Here is a 21,454-nt window from a genome sequence, read left to right on the forward strand (position 1 = left end):
AAAGGCAGTATCTTAAATAGGAAGAACAATGAAAGTACCTCATTTGCCACAAGATATACCATTTAATGAAGACCAGAAGACATGGCTGGCGGGCTTCTTTTCGGGTTTACATTCTCGTTTATTAGTCAAAGAAGAATCCGTTGTCCACGCGGAATCCAAGCCCCAAGTTAAGGCGTTAACCATTTTATATGGTTCACAAACGGGTAATGCAGAAAGCGTAGCTTACGATACTGCAGAAAAAGCTAAAGAATATGGAATGACAGCCAACGTCTTCGATATGGACGATGTTGATGCTCAAATTTTTGTGAAATCATCTCGCATTTTAATCATCACCAGTACCTATGGTGAAGGTGAGATGCCAGACAACGCAGAAAGCCTATGGCAGACGATGGACAATGAAAATGCTCCTAAACTAGAGGGGACCTTCTATTCAATTCTAGCTTTAGGCGATACAAGCTACGATGAATTCTGCCTTGCAGGTAAATTATGGGATGAGCGCCTAGAACAACTTGGAGCAAATCGCGTTACCTCTCGAGTCGACTGTGATATTGATTTTGAACAGCTTGCTGAAGAATGGATGATTGCCACATTACCAATCATTGCTGACAAAGGTGATGACGGTGCAACTTCTCCTCAAGGTGCGCCATCTCCTCAAAAACAAAAATCAAAGTTTGGACGCAAGAATCCACTACAAGCCACACTCAAACATAAACGCGTTCTAAGCCAAGAAGGCTCCAGCAAAGAGATTGTTCACTATGAACTATCACTTGAAGGATCTGGTGAGTTTTATAAGCCAGGTGACGCTCTAAATGTTATCCCTGAAAACCAACCCGATCTGGTTTCAGCATTTCTTGAACATTTAAAATTTAGCGGTAACGAAAAGCCATCTTGGAATGGTGAAAATCACAGTCTAAAAGAAATCTTTACCCAGTACTTGGATATTAGAACCCCTTCTAAAGAGTTTGTAAAAGCGATGGCTGAAGCAGCTAGTGATCATAAGCTAATAGAGATGATCGCCAACGAAGACACTTCAGCTTTGAATGATTTTTTATGGGGCAAAGACACATTAGATATTTTACGTCACTACCCCAATGTTACGCTTTCACTGGCTGAAGTATTGTCATTGCTCAAGCCTATCGCTCCAAGAGCGTATTCAATTTCTTCAAGCTTGAACAAAAACAAAGATGAAGTGCACCTAACGATTGGTAGCGTTCGTTATCAAAATGAGGATCGCAGTTACAATGGTACCTGCTCAAGTTGGCTGGCAGACCTGGTTAACGAAGGTGGAAAAGTACCGTGCTACTTTGCGCCAAATAAAAACTTTGCGGTTCCAGAAGACGACAAAGCACCAATGATTATGGTTGGACCCGGGACAGGCATAGCACCGTTTAGAGCTTTCTTAGAAGAGCGGGAAATACAGGCTTCCCCTGGTGATAACTGGCTGATTTTTGGAGATCGTAATAGCGCCACTGATTACATATACCAAGAAGAAATCGAGGTGCTGCAATCTAAAGGGGTTTTAACTCGTTTAGATCTAGCTTTCTCTAGAGATCAAGCTGAGAAGGTTTACGTCCAAGATAAGATGCGAGATAACGGAGCTGAACTGTTTGCATGGCTTGAACGAGGCGGTTACTTTTTTGTATGTGGTGACGCATATTATATGGCGAAAGACGTTGATAAAGCGTTACATGACATCATATCTACACATGGTCAATTCAACCAAGAAGAAACCAAAGAATACATAAGCAAGCTAAAAAAACAAAAACGTTATGTTCGTGATGTTTATTAATTGAACTAAAACCTTGACCTAAACTAAAAAGGATCCAAATATTGGATCCTTTTTACTGTAAATAACAAATCATAATAAAAACAGTGGGTATTAATATGACAAAAGACATGAAAAAAATCGCTCTCCTAACCATCACTCTTTTAGGATTAACGGCATGTAGTCAAGGGGTAACAACAATGACAGATAGAACCTCATCACCTTGTGGTGACAAACCAAACTGCGTTTCAACGCAAGACAATCGTGAACAGCATTCTTTGGCTACATTTACTCTTTCTGAAACCGCTACATTAGATCAAATTGAAACAGTATCTCTTGCTATACCGAGATCAAAAACAGCAGAAAAAACGGGCGATTATTTACGCATTGAATGCACCAGTTTAATTATGCGCTTTGTCGATGATCTAGAGTTAAAGATAGTAGATGGAGAGCTTCTTGTTCGCTCTGAGTCTCGCACAGGTCACTCAGATTTTGGTGTAAACCGAAAACGTGCAGAGCAGCTTAGAGAGTCATTAAAAGTCGCAAAGCTAATTAAGTAGGTCGACCTTATCCTTCACTTACCAAGACAATAAGATTGAATGTCATCGAGAAGTACTTTGAGCAGTCGCTAGCCGCTTCTTTTCCATGCTACAATTTCGGTCTACTGTTCTACTATTTTAAAGAGATTACACATGAAAATCGGCATCATTGGCGCAATGGAACAAGAAGTTGCGATCCTAAAAGCAGCTATTACTGACATGAACGAAGTAAACAAAGGTGGTTGTACTTTCTTTTCTGGACAGCTAAATGGTGTTGACGTTGTATTGCTACAATCTGGTATTGGTAAAGTAGCGGCCGCTGTAGGTACGTCTATCTTATTAAGTGAGTACCAACCTGATGTTGTCATCAACTCAGGCTCTGCTGGTGGTTTTGACTCTAGCCTAAACTTAGGCGATGTGGTTATCTCAACAGAAGTTCGCCACCACGATGCAGATGTAACCGCGTTCGGCTACGAAATTGGTCAAATGGCAGGTCAACCCGCTGCATTCAAAGCAGACGAAAAATTAATGGCCGTAGCTGAAAAAGCCCTAGCTCAAATCTCTCTTTCTGAAGGCAAAAATGTTCATGCCGTTCGTGGTTTGATTTGTACTGGAGATGCCTTTGTCTGCACACCTGAACGCCAAGAGTTTATCCGCAAGCACTTCCCTTCTGTTATCGCAGTTGAAATGGAAGCATCTGCTATTGCTCAAGTTTGTCATCAATTCCAAGTACCATTTGTTGTAGTACGTGCAATTTCTGATGTTGCAGATAAAGAGTCTCCAATGAGTTTTGAAGAATTCTTACCTCTTGCGGCTCAAAGTTCTTCAGAGATGGTTCTGAAGATGGTTGAACTTCTTAAGTAAGCACCGACACAATGCAAACACTGTTTGACCAAGTATTTGCAAATGGAGTGCTCCTCGTGATGTGGGGAGCACTGCTATTTCATCTTATTTTACCTATCCCACATGCTGCACATCCCGCGACTCTTTGGCATAAGTTTGCGGAGCTGTTGGCTAGCAAAGTGAATACTAACCAAAGTTACTCACAAAGCTTATTGTCAGGTTCTTTGGCGTGGCTGCTCATGTGCTTTCCTGCTTTGATTACTTTAATCGCACTCAAACCGCTAATGTGGCAACCACAATTTTTTGAACTCGCCTTACTGCTGCTTGCTATAGATTGGCGAAATAATGAAAAATTGGCTAATCAACTCATCAGAGCATTAGGAAAACAAGACAAAAACAAAGCTCGCGGTCTATTGGCACCCATTGTTAACCGTCAAACAGAGACCCTATCTGTTTTAGGGTTAGGCAAAGCAGGGGCTGAAACCATCATTATGGGTTATGGTCGAAATGTTATCTGCGTTCTTTTCTGGTATGCCATCGGTGGTGGTATTGCAGCATTAATGTATCGACTCACAGCAGAGCTTGCGAGAGCTTGGTCACCAAGTCGACGTCAGTTTTCTCCTTTTGGACTGACAGTAACGAAAGTAGTTGCCGTTTTAGATTTTATTCCCTTACGTCTATTTGCTCTGATGATTGTATTTGGCTCAAAAGCTAGCCATACCTTTAGCTCTATGCTGACTCAAAGTAAATCATGGCCACTGCCAGGACCTGCTTGGTTAATCACTGCAGCAGGTAATAAATTAGAACTGTCACTCGGCGGGCCTGCAATCTATAACGACACCAAGGCTGTACGTGCAAAGTTAGGTGGTCGTATCGCCCCATCAGCTTTACATTTATCCCAACTCCAGAAATTACTCGCTTGGAGAATCATGGCTTGGGTTTTTATTCAAAGCATCATTTTACTCGTTATCCATCAAGGCATTTAAATTGAATTTCCACCTTGTATTAGTCATTTCCATATTTACACTAAACCTCTCTACTCCCTCTTTTGCAGCCAGTGATATAAAACCCGCTCAGCGAGTTATTAGCCTTGCCCCGCATGCAACTGAGCTTGCCTACGCTGCTGGTCTTGGTGATAAATTAATTGCCGTGAGTGAGCATAGTGATTATCCCGAAGAAGCAGCTAGATTAGAGAAAGTAGCTAACTACCAAGGCATTAAAGTCGAAAAAATAATCGCCCTACAACCTGATCTTATTTTGGCTTGGCCTGCTGGGAACCCGCCTAGAGAATTGGCAAAACTCGAACAATTTGGTTTTGAAATTTATTATTCAAAAACAAAAACACTCGATAACATAGCTAATAATATTGAACAGTTAAGCCAATATGCAAGTAACCCTGAGATTGGGGAAAAAAACGCTCAAAACTACCGAAATAGCATTCAATCTCTAAAAGAAAAATACCAAAATGCAGAACCTGTTCGCTATTTCTATCAGCTCAGTGAGAAACCAATTATCACGGTAGCAAAAGGTAATTGGCCTAGTGAGGTATTTGATTTTTGCGGAGGTGAAAACATTTTTGAATCTAGCGGCTCACCCTACCCTCAAGTAAGTATTGAACAAGTGGTAATCAACAAGCCAGAAGTCATATTCACCTCCCAACATGCCATAGAGAATGGGAATATGTGGGAAGGGTGGAAAAATGAAATTCCAGCAATCAGTAAAAATCAAATTTGGTCCCTTAATTCAGACTGGATTAACCGCCCAACAGACCGAACTTTAAAAGCTATCGGGCAAGTGTGCGATTACTTTGATAAAGCTCGCCAAAATCGCTAACTTTTTCCTGAAAATTTTCGTACAATTCGCGCTCTACCTGTTCCCACAACTTTTATAAGAGCGCTAGTATCATGGACTCCATGCTGCTTTACTTTATTGATTTATTTGGCACTGCTATTTTCGCTATATCTGGCGTAATTTTAGCTGGTCGGCTAAAAATGGACCCATTTGGTGTCGCTGTATTAGGAAGTGTAACTGCTATCGGCGGTGGCACTATTCGCGATATGGCACTGGGTGCTACTCCTGTTTTTTGGATAACAGACACCACTTACCTTTGGGTAATTCTAACAACATGCCTCATAACCATGATAATTGTTAGACGCCCTAAACGTTTAGCATGGTGGATTCTGCCAGTCAGTGACGCCATAGGGCTTGCGGTTTTTGTTGGTATTGGTGTTGAGAAAGCCCTCTCCTATCAAGATTCAGCATTAGTGGCTATCATCATGGGTGTAATCACTGGCTGTGGTGGCGGTATTATCCGTGACGTGCTTGCTCGTGAAGTCCCAATGATTCTAAGAAGTGAAGTCTACGCGACCGCTTGTATCATTGGTGGCGTTTTCCATACTATGGCAATTAGTATGGGGCACGATTCAGAAACCGCATTTTTAGCCGGTGTATTCTCAACATTGTTGATTAGGCTTGGTGCCATTCGATGGCACTTATCATTACCGACTTTTGCCATCAAATAGGCTATCGGTAAAAATAAAAAAGTGCTCCGCATAGGAGCCTTTTTAATCTACGACCTTCGCCACAAGCCTTTTGCTTTCTTTGTTACTCTTTTCTAGTCTAATAAAAAATGCCTAACTTAGTTCAAAGCTTTAGTTTCAAATCTAGAGAATGGATAGTGTTTAAGGTAAGTTGAAACAATCATTCCCAACTTTCATGAATACAGCCTAATGCTACTCGAAGGAATCGAAACTCTATTGGTTTTAAGTAAAGCAAAAACCATGAGCCGCACTGGCAGTTTGCTTTATATCAGCCAATCAGCAGTTAGCAAACGAATTGCTAACCTAGAAAAGAAACTAGGAAAAAAGCTCATAGAACCGAACGGCCGGCAGATAAAACTAACACCAGCTGCGATTGCATTAATCGAGAGTATTGGTCCTACATTCAATGAGCTTCGTGGGCTTATTTATGAACAGCAAGAATTGGAAGATACCACTCTCATCACCTTAGATAGTTCTAAATCGCTGATCGCTGGTTATTTAGGTGCGATGATGGGGCAATTTATCCAACAAGATAAATACATCACTATCACCACCAATCACACTCCTAGAATTATAGAACGAGTACAATCGGGCAAAGCGACTTTAGGGTTGTGTGCTGGCCTATTGCCACCACATCATGGATTGATGACATTCCATCTGTTTGATGAACCGTTCTACATAGTGAGTAAGGCGCCGCTAGTGAAGCTTCCACCCAAAATCATCACTAACGATATGACTAACCCCGCGAACTCTTATCAGCTGTCTGTATTAGAAAGGTTTGGTATTAAACCCCTGATGGAGATGGATGCCTATACAGCAGCCGCTCAACTTGCGTTGGGTGGGACAGGTCCGGCTTTAATCCCGCTATCGATCGTCAAGACACTTAATATTGAGCCTCAATATTTGTATAGCTTTCCCGAATTAAAGGGGCTGATTCGACCAATTCATATCTGTGTAAGACCGAATAGCTACCAGTCTCCACGAGTTAAAATACTGATAGAAACCATTGTTGATGCTGTTCCCAAAGCAGTTTAGACGCCATTAGCATCGACATCACGATCACAAGGGGACGAATCCATTTTTGCCCTTTTGTCACCACCACTTTAGCGCCGAGCTGAGCCCCCATAAAACCGCCAACCGCCATCACTAACCCTAACTCCCAAATTGGTAAGCCAGCCAAGATAAAGAAGATTAAAGCGGCGATATTCGAGGTGAAATTAAGCACCTTAGTTCGCGCCGTAGCATCGACTAATGAAAAATGACCTATCGCGACAAAGCAAACAGTGAAAATGGAACCAGTTCCTGGACCAAAAAATCCATCATAGAAACCAACACCGCCACCAACACACAAAGCAAAGATCGCCTCGGAGATCTTTGCTTTTCCTTCAGACGCTTTGGTTTGTGGCGCTAATAAGAAATAGAGAGAAATAGCAATAAGCAGAAGTGGGATCACGCTAGTCAGTAAACTCGCATCAATGTGCTGAACTAACTCAGCACCAATTGCAGATCCTATAAAGGTACAAAAGATAGCGAGGCGCATCTCCTTAATGCTGACAATACCATTACTCACGAAATACCAACTTGCTGAGAAGCTGCCAAATGAGCTTTGGAGTTTGTTGGTTGCCAGTGCTTGCGTTGGTGGTACTCCTGCCGCTAGCAATGCCGGTAAAGTGATTAACCCACCGCCGCCAGCCATTGCATCAATAAAGCCAGCTGCCGTTGCGACAACAAACAAAATAACCAATATTTCAAGAGTGATTTCCATATACCCAACACCTTACATTCCCGTATAGCGACAAGTTACCACTCACGACAGGCGATCAATAACGAAACACAAGATTCTAACCTATTCTAAATATTCATCATTTAACTCAAGCAAGATAACAGACATAAAAAAGCCCACTCCGAAGAGTGGGCTTTGAACATTTATATCCGTTTAACAGCGATACACTTTAGGCGATTAAGCTTGAGAAGCTTTAACCTGAGCGTGTAGCTCTTGAACCGAAGTTACTGACGTCTTCGCGTCTGCAGTGTGCGCCATACAAGTCGCGAATGCAGCGTTTAGCGTAGTCGTGTAGTTAACTTTCTCAGCAAGTGCACCACGACGAAGAACTTTTGAATCTTCAATCGCTTGACGGCCAGCTGCAGTGTTCACGATGTACGTGTACTCGTTGTTCTTGATACGGTCAAGAATATGAGGACGACCTTCGTGTACTTTGTTTACTAGACGAGGGTTGATGCCCGCTTCGCCAAGGATAACAGCAGTACCGTGAGTTGCGTCTAGCTGGTAACCAAGCTTAGATAGCTTAGAAGCTAGGTCAACAACACGTTCTTTATCGCCTTCACGAACAGAAAGAAGTGCACGACCACCTTCTGGGTAAATATTGCCACAACCCAATTCAGCTTTAGAATATGCTTCAGCAAACGTTGCACCAACACCCATAACTTCACCAGTAGAGCGCATTTCTGGGCCTAATAGTGGGTCAACACCAGGGAATTTGTTGAACGGCAGAACAACTTCTTTCACTGAGTAGTATGGTGGGATAATTTCTTTCGTAAAGCCTTGAGACTCTAGAGATTGACCCGCCATAACACGTGCTGCAATCTTAGCGACAGCTGCGCCTGTTGCTTTCGATACGAACGGTACTGTACGTGCTGCACGAGGGTTAACCTCGATTAGGTACACTTCGTTGTTCTTAACAGCAAACTGCGTATTCATTAGACCACGAACACCCAACTCAAACGCTAGCTTTTCAACTTGCTCACGCATTACGTCTTGGATTTCTTGACTTAGCGTGTAAGCAGGCAAAGAACATGCTGAGTCACCAGAGTGAACACCCGCTTGTTCGATATGCTCCATGATACCCGCAATAACAACGCGTTCACCGTCACAAATTGCATCAACATCTACTTCAACAGCATCGTCAAGGAAGCTATCAAGTAGTACTGGAGATTCATTTGAAACGCTTACCGCTTCGTTGAAGTAGCGACGTAAGTCTTGCTCGTCATATACGATTTCCATCGCACGACCACCAAGAACATAAGAAGGACGAACAACCAATGGGAAGCCGATTTCGCGAGATTTCTCTACCGCTTGCTCCATTGTTGTTACTGTCGCGTTTTCTGGTTGTAGAAGGCCAAGACGGTCAACAGCAACTTGGAAACGCTCACGGTCTTCTGCACGGTCGATTGCGTCTGGGCTAGTACCAATGATTGGTACGCCAGCAGCTTCAAGCTCACGAGCCAGTTTCAGTGGTGTTTGACCACCGTACTGAACGATAACGCCTTTTGGCTTCTCAACACGAACGATTGCTAGTACGTCTTCCAGAGTTACTGGTTCAAAGTACAGACGGTCAGACGTATCGTAGTCTGTCGAAACTGTCTCAGGGTTACAGTTAACCATGATTGTTTCGTAGCCATCTTCACGTAATGCTAGAGATGCATGTACACAACAGTAATCGAATTCAATACCTTGGCCGATACGGTTTGGACCGCCGCCTAAGATCATGATTTTTTCTTTATCTGTTGGGTTAGATTCACATTCGTCATCGTAAGATGAGTACATGTAAGCCGTATCAGAAGAGAACTCAGCCGCACACGTATCTACACGCTTGTAGACTGGGTGAATATCGTATTGGTCACGTAGACGACGAATTTCACTTTCAGCCACACCTAGAATCTTAGACAGGCGAGCATCAGCAAAACCTTTACGCTTAAGCTTCATTAGCTCGTCTTTATTCAGACCAGCAAAGCCTTTCGCTTTAAGTTCTTGCTCTAGTTTTACGATGTCTTCAATTTGAACTAGGAACCAGCGGTCAATTTGCGTTAGGTTGAATACACCATCAACTGACATACCTGCACGGAAAGCATCTGCGATGTACCAAATACGGTCAGAACCAGCTTCTTTAAGCTCATGGCGAATCGTCGTTAGAGCATCAGGTGCATCTAGGTCAACCATTTCGTCAAAACCAGTTGCGCCAACTTCTAGACCGCGAAGTGCTTTCTGTAGAGATTCTTGTTGGTTACGGCCGATAGCCATAACTTCACCAACCGACTTCATTTGAGTCGTTAGACGGTCGTTTGCACCTGCAAATTTCTCGAAGTTAAAACGAGGAATCTTAGTTACTACGTAGTCGATTGTTGGTTCGAATGATGCTGGCGTTGCGCCGCCAGTGATGTCATTCATTAGCTCGTCTAGCGTAAAGCCAACAGCCAGTTTCGCTGCAATCTTAGCGATTGGGAAACCTGTTGCTTTAGAAGCAAGTGCAGAAGAACGAGATACACGTGGGTTCATCTCGATGATAACCATACGGCCATCTTTCGGGTTGATACCAAACTGTACGTTTGAGCCACCCGTTTCAACACCAATCTCACGCAATACTGCTAGAGATGCGTTACGCATTAGTTGGTATTCTTTGTCTGTCAGCGTTTGAGCCGGAGCCACTGTGATTGAGTCACCAGTGTGAATACCCATCGGGTCGAAGTTTTCAATCGCACATACAATGATGCAGTTGTCGTTTTTGTCACGAACCACTTCCATCTCGTACTCTTTCCAACCGATAAGTGACTCATCGATTAGAAGTTCGTTGGTTGGAGACAAGTCCAAACCACGACGACAGATTTCTTCAAATTCTTCTTTGTTATAAGCGATACCACCGCCTGTACCACCCATCGTAAACGATGGACGAATGATACAAGGGAAACCAACCATTTCTTGAACTTTGTAAGCTTCTTCCATCGTTTTCGCTGTATCAGCCGTTGGACACTCAAGACCAATAGCTTTCATTGCTTTATCAAAACGAGAGCGGTCTTCTGCTTTATCGATAGCGTCAGCGGTTGCGCCAATCATCTCTACGCCGAACTCTTCAAGTACACCGTATTTTTCTAAATCTAACGCACAGTTAAGTGCAGTTTGGCCGCCCATTGTCGGTAGAACTGCATCTGGCTTCTCTTTAGCGATGATGTTACGAACCACTTCCCATTGGATAGGTTCGATGTAAGTCGCATCAGCCATGTCTGGGTCAGTCATGATTGTCGCTGGGTTCGAGTTTACAAGAATAACTCGGTAACCTTCTTCGCGAAGTGCTTTACAAGCTTGAGCACCAGAGTAATCAAACTCACATGCTTGACCGATAACAATCGGACCAGCACCTAGAATTAGAACACTTTTAATGTCAGTACGTTTTGGCATTATCTACTACTCCGGATTACGCTGTGTGCTGTTTAATTAATTCAATGAAGTGGTCGAATAGCGGCGCCGCATCTTCTGGACCTGGGCTTGCTTCTGGGTGACCTTGGAAGCTAAATGCTGGTTTATCTGTACGGTGGATACCTTGTAGAGAACCATCAAATAGAGACTTATGAGTCGCTCGTAATGTCTCTGGAAGCGTATCTTCGTCAGCAGCGAAGCCGTGGTTTTGTGAAGTAATCATCACAACATCACGATCTAAGTCTTTAACCGGGTGGTTTGCACCGTGGTGGCCAAACTTCATCTTCACTGTTTTAGCGCCTGACGCAAGAGCAAGAATCTGGTGACCTAGACAGATACCAAAGATTGGTAAACCTTTTTCTAGGAACACTTTTGTTGCTTCAATCGCGTAAGTACATGGTTCTGGGTCACCAGGACCATTTGAAAGGAAAACGCCGTCAGGGTTTAGAGCGAGTACTTCTTCTGCTGAAGTTTCAGCAGGAACAACCGTTAGGCGGCAGCCGCGGTCAACAAGCATTCGTAAGATATTTCGTTTTGCACCGAAGTCATAAGCAACAACGTGGTATGGCAATTCAGAGTCTGCTTTCGCTTCAGGAAGTCCACCCGTAAGCGTCCACGAACCTTGTTTCCATTGATACGCTTCTTTTGTTGTAACTTCTTTCGCAAGGTCCATACCTTTCAGGCCAGGGAATTCTTTTGCTTTAGCTAGAGCCAAAGCTTCATCTAAATTGTTACCCGCTACGATACAACCGTTTTGCGCGCCTTTCTCTCGTAAAATACGCGTCAACTTACGAGTATCTATGTCAGCAATACCAATAACGTTTTGCGACTTTAGATAATCAGAAAGAGATTGTTCATTACGGAAGTTAGAAGCGATTAGAGGGAGATCGCGAATCACAAGGCCTTGAGCATGGATTGAAGAGGATTCTTCATCTTCGGAATTGGTTCCGGTATTGCCAATGTGAGGATAAGTAAGGGTAACGATTTGTTGAGAATAGGAAGGATCAGTGAGGATTTCTTGGTACCCCGTCATCGAGGTATTAAAAACGACTTCACCAACTGCAGAACCGACCGCGCCGATGGCTTCACCGTGAAATACTGTCCCATCTTCTAGGACAAGCAGTGCTGACTTCTTCAAGACAACCTCCAGAAATAAAAATGCATTAAAATTGATTTAATTTGCAAATCTACCTTCCTGCAACACCCATAACTGCGTGTTTATGGAAATTAGACAAATTGGCGGTATTTTAGTGATCTGCGTGATATGTGTCAACATTTAACGAGAAAGAAATTAAACATTTGTAATAACTAATTCAATTTCCCCCTCCAAACCTTCAAAAGTCTAACTTTATGGCTCTTTTAATACGAAGATTACGATTTTATAATTTTAACCCCTAATTTCCTCTCGTTATCGAGCGGTAAAAATAACATCCAAAAAAAGCAATCGATAAATACCAAGATAAATACAGACATTTAAGGGCTTCAATCAAAAATAACAACCAAACAAATAAAAGAAACAGTAAAAGCAAGCTGAACAAGCTGGGAAAAGAGAATAAATTGAAGATTAAGAAAGGGAAACTATTAAGGTAAATACAGTGAATAAAGAAAGCGCCGGCAATTGCCAGCGCATAAATATCTATTTATAGGTCATTTAAACCAAGGACATCTGTCATGGTATAAAAACCTGCGGGTTTGTCGTTTAACCAAACTGCCGCCTTGATTGCCCCATTAGCAAAAGTCATTCGGTCTGTTGCTTTATGAGTGATCTCCACTCGCTCACCAATATCAGCAAACATTGCAGTATGCTCACCGATAATATCGCCCGCACGGATCGTCGCAAAACCGATTTCATCTTTAGTTCGCTCACCAGTAATACCTTCACGAGACCAAACAGCTACATCGTTCAAGTTATTACCCATAGCTCCAGCTATCGCTTCCCCCATACCAATAGCAGTACCAGACGGCGCATCAACTTTATGACGGTGATGCGCTTCTACAATTTCCACATCGCTATAGTCGCCCATCACTTTCGCTGCTTTTTCTAGTAACTTAAATACTAGATTTACTCCAACGCTGTAGTTTGGAGCCATAACAATTGAGATCTCTTTAGCCGCAGAATCAATTATTTGCTTTTCTTCTTCAGAAAAACCTGTCGTACCAATAATTAACTTCTTACCATGCTGTTTGCACAGTTCAATATTAGCCAAAGTACTAACTGGTGCAGTAAAATCAACAATTACATCAAAATCTGTTATTGCTTTAGATAGATCGTCAACAAGAGCTACATTGAAGTGCCCTTCTCCACAGAGTTCGCCAACATCGACACCAACCAATGACGACTCTGGGCGCTCAGAACCAGAGCCTACGCTTGCATTAGGGTTTTGATGGGTTGCCTTAACTAAATTGCGCCCCATGCGACCAGCTGCTCCTGCAATTGCAATTCTTACCACTGCATCTATCTCCATATTTGTTTTAATGACTGTTAAAAGTAACAAACATTTTTGTATTCACGATTCAATTAAATTAACAACATTCGTAACCATAGGCTAGTCATTAAGAGAACTCTTTTACAACTCTTTCTAAAATAGGAACATTTGCTTCAGGGAAAGAATAAGAAGCTAAATCCAAAATCTTAACCCACTTTCCTTGTTGACCTTCTTTCCCATAAGGCTCATTTTCGAACTCTGTCACCAGGATAAAATCAAACTTCAATGATTTTTCAGGGTAATCAAATTCTAAATGTTCGAATAATGATTGAGCTGTGACAGATATACCGATCTCTTCATCTAGCTCACGCCCCATTGCTTGTTCAATACTCTCGCCGGCTTCAACTTTTCCTCCGGGAAACTCCCAGAACCCTCCTTTATGAAGGTTATCTGGGCGCTTCGTTATAAACACTTCCGATTTATCAGAATTGAATATAATCCCTGCAACTATATGAATTCGTTTCATTTATGCCTCTACTTAAACAACTTAACTTAATTTTGGTTAAAAAAAGAGCCGCCTAAGCGACTCTTTCTATTTCATACAAATAAATACGGTTCTAATTAGTTAATTTGACCGTGGCATTGCTTGAATTTTTTACCACTTCCACATGGACATGGTTCATTACGACCAACTTTACGCTCATCACGAACAACTGGCTGGTGTGAACCATCAGCAGCTTCTTCGCTCGTGCCATCTGATAGCTGATTTTGAGCTGAAGCATGTTGAGCTTGAGCACGGCGAGCCGCTTCTTCAGCCTGAGCTTGACGCTGGGCTTCCATCTTCTCAACTTCTTCTTGTTGCTGAACTCGAACTTTTGAAAGAATAGTAACCACATCTGTTTTCAGAGCATCTAATAAGCCTTCAAATAGTTCAAAAGACTCACGCTTATACTCTTGTTTCGGGTTCTTTTGAGCATAACCACGTAAGTGGATACCTTGACGCAAGTGATCCATCGCAGCCAAGTGTTCTTTCCAAAGCCCATCTAACGTTTGTAGCATCACTGATTTTTCGAAGTTACGTAAAACTTGTGCACCAACAATCTGTTCTTTCTCTTTATATACTTCAACCGCAGTCGCTAGAATCTTTTCACGTAAAGCTTCTTCATAAAGCTTATCGTCTTCATCTAACCAAGTTTGAATCGAGAAATCTAAATCAAAATCATTCTTCAAGCGTTCTTGTAGACCTTGAATATCCCACATATCTTCTAAAGATTGTGGCGGGATGTATTCATCAAGAATTGCTGTAAACACATCAAAACGGTTCTGCTCGATCATATCGCTGATGTCATCAGCACTCATTAGTTCATCACGCAGCTCGTAAACCACTTTACGTTGGTCATTTGCTACATCATCATATTCTAGCAGCTGCTTACGGATATCAAAGTTACGACCTTCAACCTTACGCTGCGCTTTTTCAATAGAACGCGAAAGCATACGGCTTTCAATCGCTTCACCTTCATCCATACCGCTTTGGATAAGACCAGCCATACGATCTGAAGTGAAAATACGGAGTAATGAATCTTCCATAGATAAGTAAAAACGTGAAGAACCTGCGTCACCTTGACGACCAGAACGACCACGTAGCTGGTTATCAATACGGCGAGATTCATGACGCTCAGTACCAATGATATGTAAACCACCTGACTCTAATACTTTATCGTGTACAACTTTCCAGTCAGCTTTAATCTGATCAATCTGTTCTTTCGTTGGATTTTCTAACTTATCCACTTCAGACTGCCAACTACCACCTAACACGATATCAGTACCACGACCTGCCATGTTAGTTGCGATCGTTACTGCACCTGGTGTACCAGCTTGTGCAACGATTTCTGCTTCCATTTCATGGAATTTTGCATTCAGTACATTATGCTTAATTTTAGCTTTCTTAAGCGCATTAGAAAGTAGTTCTGATTTTTCAATAGAAACAGTACCAACTAAGCTCGGTTGTCCTTTTTCAACACGCTCTTTGATATCTTCAATGATCGCATTAAATTTATCTTCTTCGGTACGATATACAACATCGGGCATGTCATCACGTACCATTGGACGGTTCGTTGGAATAACTACCGTTTCTAAACCGTAGATAGACTGAAATTCAAATGCTTCTGTATCTGCTGTACCTGTCATACCTGACAGTTTTTCGTACAAGCGGAAGAAGTTCTGGAAGGTGATCGATGCTAGCGTTTGGTTCTCATTCTGGATCTTCACACCTTCTTTAGCTTCTACAGCTTGATGTAGACCTTCAGACCAACGACGTCCTGGCATTGTACGACCAGTATGTTCATCAACGATAACTACTTCGCCTTCTTCAGTAACGATGTAATCGACGTCTTTTTCAAAAAGTACATGAGCACGTAAAGCAGCATTGACGTGATGTAGTAAGCTAATATTAGCTGGTGAATACAATGTATCACCTTCTTCCATTAAGCCATTTTCCACCATCAATTCTTCAACAAACTCTTGACCAGTTTCAGTCAGATGAACTTGCTTAGATTTTTCATCCATAGTGTAGTGACCATCGCCACGGTACTCTTCAGAATCTTCTTTATCTTGACGCTCAAGGTGAGGGATCAAAGTATTGATACGAGTGTAATGTTCAGAGCTATCTTCAGCAGGTCCTGAAATGATCAGAGGAGTACGAGCTTCATCAATTAAGATAGAATCCACTTCATCGACTACAGCGAAGAAGCGCTCACGCTGAACTCGATCTTCCGCTCGGAAAGCCATGTTGTCACGTAGGTAATCGAAACCAAATTCATTATTTGTTCCGTATAGAATATCAGCTAAGTACGCTTCTTTTTTTTCCGGTGGCGGCATGTTTGGAACATTGACACCAACCGTCATACCTAAAAATTCAAATAATGGGCGGTTTGTTTCCGCATCACGCTTAGCTAGGTAGTCATTCACTGTAACAACGTGAACACCTTTACTTGGTAATGCATTCAAATAAGCAGGAAGAGTTGCTGTTAACGTTTTACCTTCACCAGTACGCATCTCTGCAATTTGACCAGCGTTAAGTACCATGCCACCAACAAGTTGCATGTCAAAATGACGCATGCCATATACACGTTTAGATGCTTCACGTACTGTTGCGAATGCTTCTGGGAGTAGCTGATCTAGGCTTTCACCTTTTTCAATACGAGCTCTAAATTCAACGGTTTTATTCTTCAACTCTTCATCAGATAGAGCTTCAAATGTTGGCTCGTAGTTATTAATTTCTTTTACGATTTTTTTAAGGCGGCGCAGTGTTCTATCATTGCGACTGCCAATTACCTTTGTCAGCAGCTTAGTAATCATGTGCTAGGAATCTCTTCGTTCTCAGACCGAGTACGATCTGGTTAAATGCCGTTTGTCTCTACCAGTGGTTAACCAGTTATTAGCATAGAGTAGGATCTATAACTATTAACTTAGTCTTTCATTGCAAACCAGGATACTGAGATAAATCTTGTATCTTTGATATTGGACTTGAGAGTAGAGTTTTCAAGGCTTGAGTTGAAAATATTGCCTTCTAGTGTAAGTAATTTTGTTACTGACAACCATTTTAGAATTCATTTGTTTGATGTGGTTTGAAGTTTTATTACAGATTGGTGAGGGATTAAACAGGTATCCATCAAAAAATACAGATTCGTTGGGCTAGAAAGGAAGGATGCTGAAATTCAGATACAAAAAAGCCAAGCTAATAGCTTGGCTTTTTAAAAATTCTTTAGCTTACGCTAAAACCATATTAGGCTCTGCAAAAGCGACAGGTGAGCCAGCTTCTTCTTCAAATGTTGCCCACTCCCACGCTTCTTGATCAGCTAATACAGCTCTAAGAAGTTGGTTGTTCAAGCCATGACCTGATTTATATGCTCTGAACTCACCGATAATAGCGTGTCCACACATATATAAATCACCAATCGCATCTAGAACTTTATGTGTCACAAATTCATTTTCGAAACGAAGACCTTCTTCGTTCAGGATTCGATATTCATCCAGAACTATTGCATTATCAAAGCTACCACCCAACACAAGGTTTTGTGATTGTAGGTATTCGATATCACGCATAAAACCGAAGGTACGAGCTCGTGAAATTTCTTTAACAAAACCTTGAGATGAAAAATCAAACAATAAACGCTGTTCGTCAGATTCAATCGCAGGGTGGTTAAAATCAATTTCGAAATCCATACGGAAGCCATTAAATGGTACAAATTCAGCCCATTTATCGCCATCTTCAAAACGTACAGGTTTCTTAATTCGGATATAACGCTTGGCAGCGTTTAATGTTTCAACGCCAGCTTGCTGTAGTAAATAGACAAATGGGCTTGCGCTACCATCCATAATCGGAATTTCAGGAGCATCAACTTCAACAATAATGTTATCAATACCCATTCCAGCTAGAGCTGCATTTAAGTGCTCTACTGTTGAAATACGTACACCATCATCATTTACCAAAGCGGTACACAACATAGTGTCACGGACTGAAGCTGGATCAGCTGGGAAGTCTACTGGTGGATTTACATCGGTACGACGATAAACAACACCTGTATTTGCAGCTGCAGGGCGAAGAGTAAGCGTGACTTTACGACCAGAATGGAGACCCACACCAGTTGTTTTCACGATTTCTTTCAGAGTACGTTGTCTGATCATCTGCTTGCCTCTTATCAGTGCTACAAAACACGGTCAGTAATCTACCGACCGCGAATTTTACCATCATTTTGAACACTGTCAAATTAACGGTTACTAGTTAGTCAGCCTGACGCCTCAAAAATGCAGGGATATCAAGATATCCACTTTCTTTTTCAGCTTTAGGTGCTGTGTTTTGACTTGCCCCTACCGCTGAAGATGCCGATGACGCTGTTGGCTGCGGTTTAACTTGAGGTTTAACCTCAGTTTTTTCTTGCAATGGCTGTGCCACTTTCTCTTCCACTTTAGGTGCAGACTGCGCTGTCACTTGTGGTTGAGAGGTTGCTGCCACTTTTGCTTTACCACCAGCAACAAGCGTAATATCTGGTTTTTTCTCTGTTCCAATACCTGTTGCAACAACAGTTACTCGAATTTCATCCGTCATATCAGGATCAAGAGAAGTACCAATTACGACCGTAGCGTTATCAGATGCGAAGGCTTTGACTGTGTTACCCACAGTTTCAAACTCATCTAAACGCATATCTAAGCCAGCTGTGATGTTCACTAGAACACCTCGAGCACCAGCTAGATCAATATCTTCTAGTAATGGGCTAGAAATTGCCGTTTCAGCGGCTTCCTCTGCTCGGTCTTCACCTTTAGAGATGCCGCTACCCATCATTGCATGACCCATCTCAGACATTACGGTGCGTACATCCGCAAAATCGACGTTGATCATACCAGGGCGAGTAATTAGCTCAGCAATACCTTGTACAGCATTCTTTAGTACATCATTTGCACTAGCGAAAGCTTCTAGCAATGTAACACCACGACCAAGTACCTTAAGCAGTTTTTCATTTGGAATCGTAATTAACGAATCCACATGCTTAGATAACTCTTCAATACCTTGTTCAGCAAACGCTAAACGCTTTTTGCCTTCAAAGCTAAATGGCTTAGTCACAACAGCTACCGTTAAGATACCTAGATCTTTAGCAACTTCTGCAATTACAGGAGCTGCACCAGTTCCAGTACCGCCGCCCATTCCTGCTGCGATAAATACCATATCGGCACCAGTCAGGAATTCTTTAAGTCTTTCTTTGTCTTCGAGAGCTGCATCACGGCCAACTTGTGGGTTTGCACCAGCACCCAAACCTTTAGTGATATCACCACCAATTTGAATTACGCTGCTCACGCTTGTTTTTCGAAGTGCTTGAGCATCAGTGTTTACACTAATAAATTCAACGCCTTCAATAGACTCACGTACCATGTGCTCAACAGCATTACCGCCGCCGCCACCAACTCCAACGACTTTAATTACCGCATCGTCAGACATTTCCATCATCGGTTCAAACATTTGTTATCTCCGTTTTTTCCTGCAACTCAGGTTAAAACTCTTTTTGTATCCAATTACGCAATTTACCAAATAAACCTGACATAGACGGTGAGCGTTTTGGTTCGCTATATTCACCATCATCATTTATTTGGCAATCTTTTGCATAATGAAGTAAACCAACTGCCGTAGAATGATACGGCTCTTTAACGTAATCAGTTAAGCCACTAACGTCTAATGGCTTACCAACTCTAACTTGGTTGCGGAAAACTCGCTCCGCACATTCTACCAACCCATCAATTTGCGCAGCTCCACCAGTGAGAACTACACCAGCAGCAAGGTGATGTTTAATTCCATCTTCTCGTAGCTTAACTTGTACAGTATCGATAGTTTGGTTAACTAAACCCATTAATTCAGTGTAACGTGGTTCTATGACTTCTGACAAAGTTTGTCTTTGCAAACTCCGAGATGGTCTACCACCAACACTAGGTACGTTAACCGAATCGTCCTTACTTACTAGCTCACTTAAAGCACAACCATGTTTAACTTTTATTTCTTCTGCATCACTCACTGGTGTGCCAAAAGCAAAAGCAATATCACTGGTTACGGCATTTCCGGCATAGGCAAATACCTCTGTGTGTCTTAATGCGCCGCCTGTCCAGATAGAAACATCCATGGTACCAGCGCCTATATCAACAACACATACTCCAAGTTCTCGTTCATCTTCAGTGATTACAGCATTGCTCGACGCAAGACCTGAATACACAATATGTTCAACAGTAAGACCACATCTCTCAACTGCTTTAATAATATTTTTTGCCATATCATTGTGGCAAGAGATCAGATGAACGCTGACTTCCATTCGAACGCCCGATAAACCAAGTGGATTTTTAATACCTTCCTGGTAATCGATAGTAAATTCTTGAGGGATGACATGCAGGATTCTCTGCTCATCTCCTATTTTAATCGACTTAGCTGTATGGATTGCTCTATCCATATCGTCTTGGGATACTTCTTCGTCTGAAATAGTCCCCATACCTTTTTCAATTCGGCTTGCGATGTGTTTACCTGATAATGAGATAAATACATTGCTGATTTGGCATTCTGCCATTAATTCAGCTTGATCGATTGCTCGCTGTACCGACTTAACTACGGATTCTAAGTCGTTCACACCGCCTTTATCCATACCTCTAGATGGGCTACTTCCCGATCCAATGATATTAATTTTACCATCAGGCAGTATTTCACCCACTAGAGCTGATATGGTTGCAGTGCCTATATCAAGACCAACGATTAAGTTGTCATCTACGGTCTTAGTCATCTGTATTCTCTTCTAACTCTTGCTCTGGGAACCAGCCAACGGCAGCTCCCGTATCATACCTGAGGTCTATGTAGCTCACTTTATCAGCTTTATCACCAAGCTTGGTATAAAGTGAAATGAAGCGCTCAACACGTTCATCTAAAGAATCTTTTCCTAGTTCTAAACGGATACCGTTATCTAGAATAATTTGCCAAGCTCGTCTTTCATTCAGGACTAAAGATGTAACGGTTAATCCCAAACTTTGAAATAAGGGCGTCGCGTGTCGCCATTTTGCAATAACTTGTTGGCTTGTACCTTCAGGTCCATAGAGTTTGACTCTATCCCCTTGCAATACTCCAATATCGCCATAAAACACTAAGCCATTTTCGTTCAACAGCATGTTGCCATTCCAAATAGCTGTTGCTTGGTGCTCAGTTAAAAAAACTTTAACTGTATCAGGCCACTGTTTACGAATAGAAACGACCGATACCCAAGGAAGACTTTGTAAGCTGTCTTGTAATGCATTTATATCCTGGGACATAAAGGTGCCGATATGATCAAGCTGACCAAATGCCTGCTGAACATCACTTGCACTTACATACGTTAAGTCGCCTTGAAGCACTATTTTGGAAAGGGGCAATCGCTGATCATCCCACATCCAACTTAGCGTGGTATAGAAAAGGAACCCAATGAATAGCAAAACCATCAGAAAAAACGCCCCACCAAAGGCATGCTTTCTAAGCGATGGTAAACTGAATAGGTGGCGGTTTTCGTTGAAAGTACTTTCTACCAAAACCCGCTGTCCCTGTCGATGGTTCGCAATTCTCTTCCCTATCTTTTCTT

Annotated in this window: 17 protein-coding genes; 7 read left to right on the forward strand and 10 right to left on the reverse strand. The window is 42.1% G+C overall.

The features are described from left to right. Window positions 1-28 precede the first annotated feature (28 nt). From L4C37_RS07965 to L4C37_RS07995, 7 genes are all read left to right on the forward strand, one after another. Entirely contained in the window at window positions 29-1,789 is a 1,761-nt protein-coding gene (locus tag L4C37_RS07965; RefSeq protein WP_429768298.1) for a diflavin oxidoreductase, read from the forward strand. 107 nt (window positions 1,790-1,896) lie between these two features. Beyond that, window positions 1,897-2,325, forward strand: coding sequence for a DUF1499 domain-containing protein (locus tag L4C37_RS07970; RefSeq protein ID WP_429768299.1), 429 nt, complete (start codon window positions 1,897-1,899; stop codon window positions 2,323-2,325). Window positions 2,326-2,457: 132 nt separating this feature from the next. Beyond that, on the forward strand, window positions 2,458-3,168 hold the full coding sequence (gene mtnN, locus L4C37_RS07975) for a 5'-methylthioadenosine/S-adenosylhomocysteine nucleosidase (protein ID WP_137374512.1): 711 nt from the start codon (window positions 2,458-2,460) through the stop codon (window positions 3,166-3,168). A gap of 11 nt (window positions 3,169-3,179) precedes the next feature. Then, on the forward strand, window positions 3,180-4,133 hold the full coding sequence (locus L4C37_RS07980; RefSeq protein WP_273293562.1) for a cobalamin biosynthesis family protein: 954 nt from the start codon (window positions 3,180-3,182) through the stop codon (window positions 4,131-4,133). A 25-nt stretch (window positions 4,134-4,158) separates the two neighbouring features. Beyond that, window positions 4,159-4,980 (forward strand): vitamin B12 ABC transporter substrate-binding protein BtuF, encoded by an 822-nt coding sequence (gene btuF, locus L4C37_RS07985; protein ID WP_429768358.1) that lies wholly within the window; start codon window positions 4,159-4,161, stop codon window positions 4,978-4,980. Between the two features lie 71 nt (window positions 4,981-5,051). Next, entirely contained in the window at window positions 5,052-5,669 is a 618-nt protein-coding gene (locus L4C37_RS07990) for a TRIC cation channel family protein (protein WP_137374510.1), read from the forward strand. Between the two features lie 207 nt (window positions 5,670-5,876). After that, the gene (locus L4C37_RS07995; protein ID WP_273293564.1) at window positions 5,877-6,722 is read left to right on the forward strand and encodes a LysR family transcriptional regulator; all 846 of its coding nucleotides are present in this window, start codon (window positions 5,877-5,879) and stop codon (window positions 6,720-6,722) included. Here the strand turns inward: L4C37_RS07995 and L4C37_RS08000 are convergent. From L4C37_RS08000 to L4C37_RS08045, 10 genes are all read right to left on the reverse strand, one after another. Further along, entirely contained in the window at window positions 6,673-7,452 is a 780-nt protein-coding gene (locus tag L4C37_RS08000) for a TSUP family transporter (RefSeq protein ID WP_429768300.1), read from the reverse strand. The two genes, L4C37_RS07995 and L4C37_RS08000, sit on opposite strands and share 50 nt — an antisense overlap. A gap of 195 nt (window positions 7,453-7,647) precedes the next feature. Further along, window positions 7,648-10,878: a carbamoyl-phosphate synthase large subunit gene (gene carB, locus L4C37_RS08005; RefSeq protein ID WP_137374507.1), complete on the reverse strand. Its 3,231-nt coding sequence runs from the start codon at window positions 10,876-10,878 to the stop codon at window positions 7,648-7,650. A 16-nt stretch (window positions 10,879-10,894) separates the two neighbouring features. Continuing rightward, entirely contained in the window at window positions 10,895-12,034 is a 1,140-nt protein-coding gene (gene carA, locus L4C37_RS08010) for a glutamine-hydrolyzing carbamoyl-phosphate synthase small subunit (protein WP_137374506.1), read from the reverse strand. A gap of 502 nt (window positions 12,035-12,536) precedes the next feature. Then, entirely contained in the window at window positions 12,537-13,361 is an 825-nt protein-coding gene (dapB, locus tag L4C37_RS08015) for a 4-hydroxy-tetrahydrodipicolinate reductase (RefSeq protein ID WP_273293505.1), read from the reverse strand. An 88-nt stretch (window positions 13,362-13,449) separates the two neighbouring features. Further along, window positions 13,450-13,848, reverse strand: coding sequence for an 8-oxo-dGTP diphosphatase MutT (mutT, locus tag L4C37_RS08020; protein WP_137374504.1), 399 nt, complete (start codon window positions 13,846-13,848; stop codon window positions 13,450-13,452). Window positions 13,849-13,943: 95 nt separating this feature from the next. Further along, window positions 13,944-16,679 (reverse strand): preprotein translocase subunit SecA, encoded by a 2,736-nt coding sequence (gene secA, locus L4C37_RS08025; protein ID WP_429768301.1) that lies wholly within the window; start codon window positions 16,677-16,679, stop codon window positions 13,944-13,946. 411 nt (window positions 16,680-17,090) lie between these two features. Further along, a complete protein-coding gene (gene lpxC / locus L4C37_RS08030) occupies window positions 17,091-18,008 on the reverse strand; it encodes a UDP-3-O-acyl-N-acetylglucosamine deacetylase (RefSeq protein ID WP_273293507.1) in 918 nt (305 codons plus the stop codon). A 97-nt stretch (window positions 18,009-18,105) separates the two neighbouring features. Next, complete coding sequence (gene ftsZ / locus L4C37_RS08035) at window positions 18,106-19,335, reverse strand: cell division protein FtsZ (RefSeq protein WP_273293508.1); 1,230 nt, start codon at window positions 19,333-19,335, stop codon at window positions 18,106-18,108. Between the two features lie 31 nt (window positions 19,336-19,366). Beyond that, window positions 19,367-20,632 carry a cell division protein FtsA gene (gene ftsA, locus L4C37_RS08040; RefSeq protein WP_137374500.1) on the reverse strand — a complete coding sequence of 422 codons (1,266 nt, stop codon included), beginning with the start codon at window positions 20,630-20,632 and terminating at the stop codon, window positions 19,367-19,369. Further along, entirely contained in the window at window positions 20,625-21,404 is a 780-nt protein-coding gene (locus tag L4C37_RS08045; RefSeq protein ID WP_137374499.1) for a cell division protein FtsQ/DivIB, read from the reverse strand. Before L4C37_RS08045 ends, ftsA begins: the two co-directional genes overlap by 8 nt. Window positions 21,405-21,454: the final 50 nt, after the last annotated feature.

Origin of the sequence: Vibrio kagoshimensis (assembly GCF_050337535.1) — a bacterium.
Classification (GTDB): Bacteria; Pseudomonadota; Gammaproteobacteria; order Enterobacterales; family Vibrionaceae; genus Vibrio; species Vibrio gallaecicus.

What these genes read in the sequence shown, in the direction of transcription:
- mutT (WP_137374504.1), bottom strand. Translation starts at nt 13,848, where the DNA reads ATGAAACGAATTCATATAGTTGCAGGGATTATATTCAATTCTGATAAA.
- L4C37_RS07970 (WP_429768299.1), top strand. Translation starts at nt 1,897, where the DNA reads ATGAAAAAAATCGCTCTCCTAACCATCACTCTTTTAGGATTAACGGCA.
- L4C37_RS07965 (WP_429768298.1), top strand. Translation starts at nt 29, where the DNA reads ATGAAAGTACCTCATTTGCCACAAGATATACCATTTAATGAAGACCAG.
- L4C37_RS07990 (WP_137374510.1), top strand. Translation starts at nt 5,052, where the DNA reads ATGGACTCCATGCTGCTTTACTTTATTGATTTATTTGGCACTGCTATT.
- L4C37_RS07995 (WP_273293564.1), top strand. Translation starts at nt 5,877, where the DNA reads ATGCTACTCGAAGGAATCGAAACTCTATTGGTTTTAAGTAAAGCAAAA.
- mtnN (WP_137374512.1), top strand. Translation starts at nt 2,458, where the DNA reads ATGAAAATCGGCATCATTGGCGCAATGGAACAAGAAGTTGCGATCCTA.
- L4C37_RS07980 (WP_273293562.1), top strand. Translation starts at nt 3,180, where the DNA reads ATGCAAACACTGTTTGACCAAGTATTTGCAAATGGAGTGCTCCTCGTG.
- dapB (WP_273293505.1), bottom strand. Translation starts at nt 13,361, where the DNA reads ATGGAGATAGATGCAGTGGTAAGAATTGCAATTGCAGGAGCAGCTGGT.
- ftsA (WP_137374500.1), bottom strand. Translation starts at nt 20,632, where the DNA reads ATGACTAAGACCGTAGATGACAACTTAATCGTTGGTCTTGATATAGGC.
- lpxC (WP_273293507.1), bottom strand. Translation starts at nt 18,008, where the DNA reads ATGATCAGACAACGTACTCTGAAAGAAATCGTGAAAACAACTGGTGTG.
- secA (WP_429768301.1), bottom strand. Translation starts at nt 16,679, where the DNA reads ATGATTACTAAGCTGCTGACAAAGGTAATTGGCAGTCGCAATGATAGA.
- ftsZ (WP_273293508.1), bottom strand. Translation starts at nt 19,335, where the DNA reads ATGTTTGAACCGATGATGGAAATGTCTGACGATGCGGTAATTAAAGTC.
- L4C37_RS08000 (WP_429768300.1), bottom strand. Translation starts at nt 7,452, where the DNA reads ATGGAAATCACTCTTGAAATATTGGTTATTTTGTTTGTTGTCGCAACG.
- carB (WP_137374507.1), bottom strand. Translation starts at nt 10,878, where the DNA reads ATGCCAAAACGTACTGACATTAAAAGTGTTCTAATTCTAGGTGCTGGT.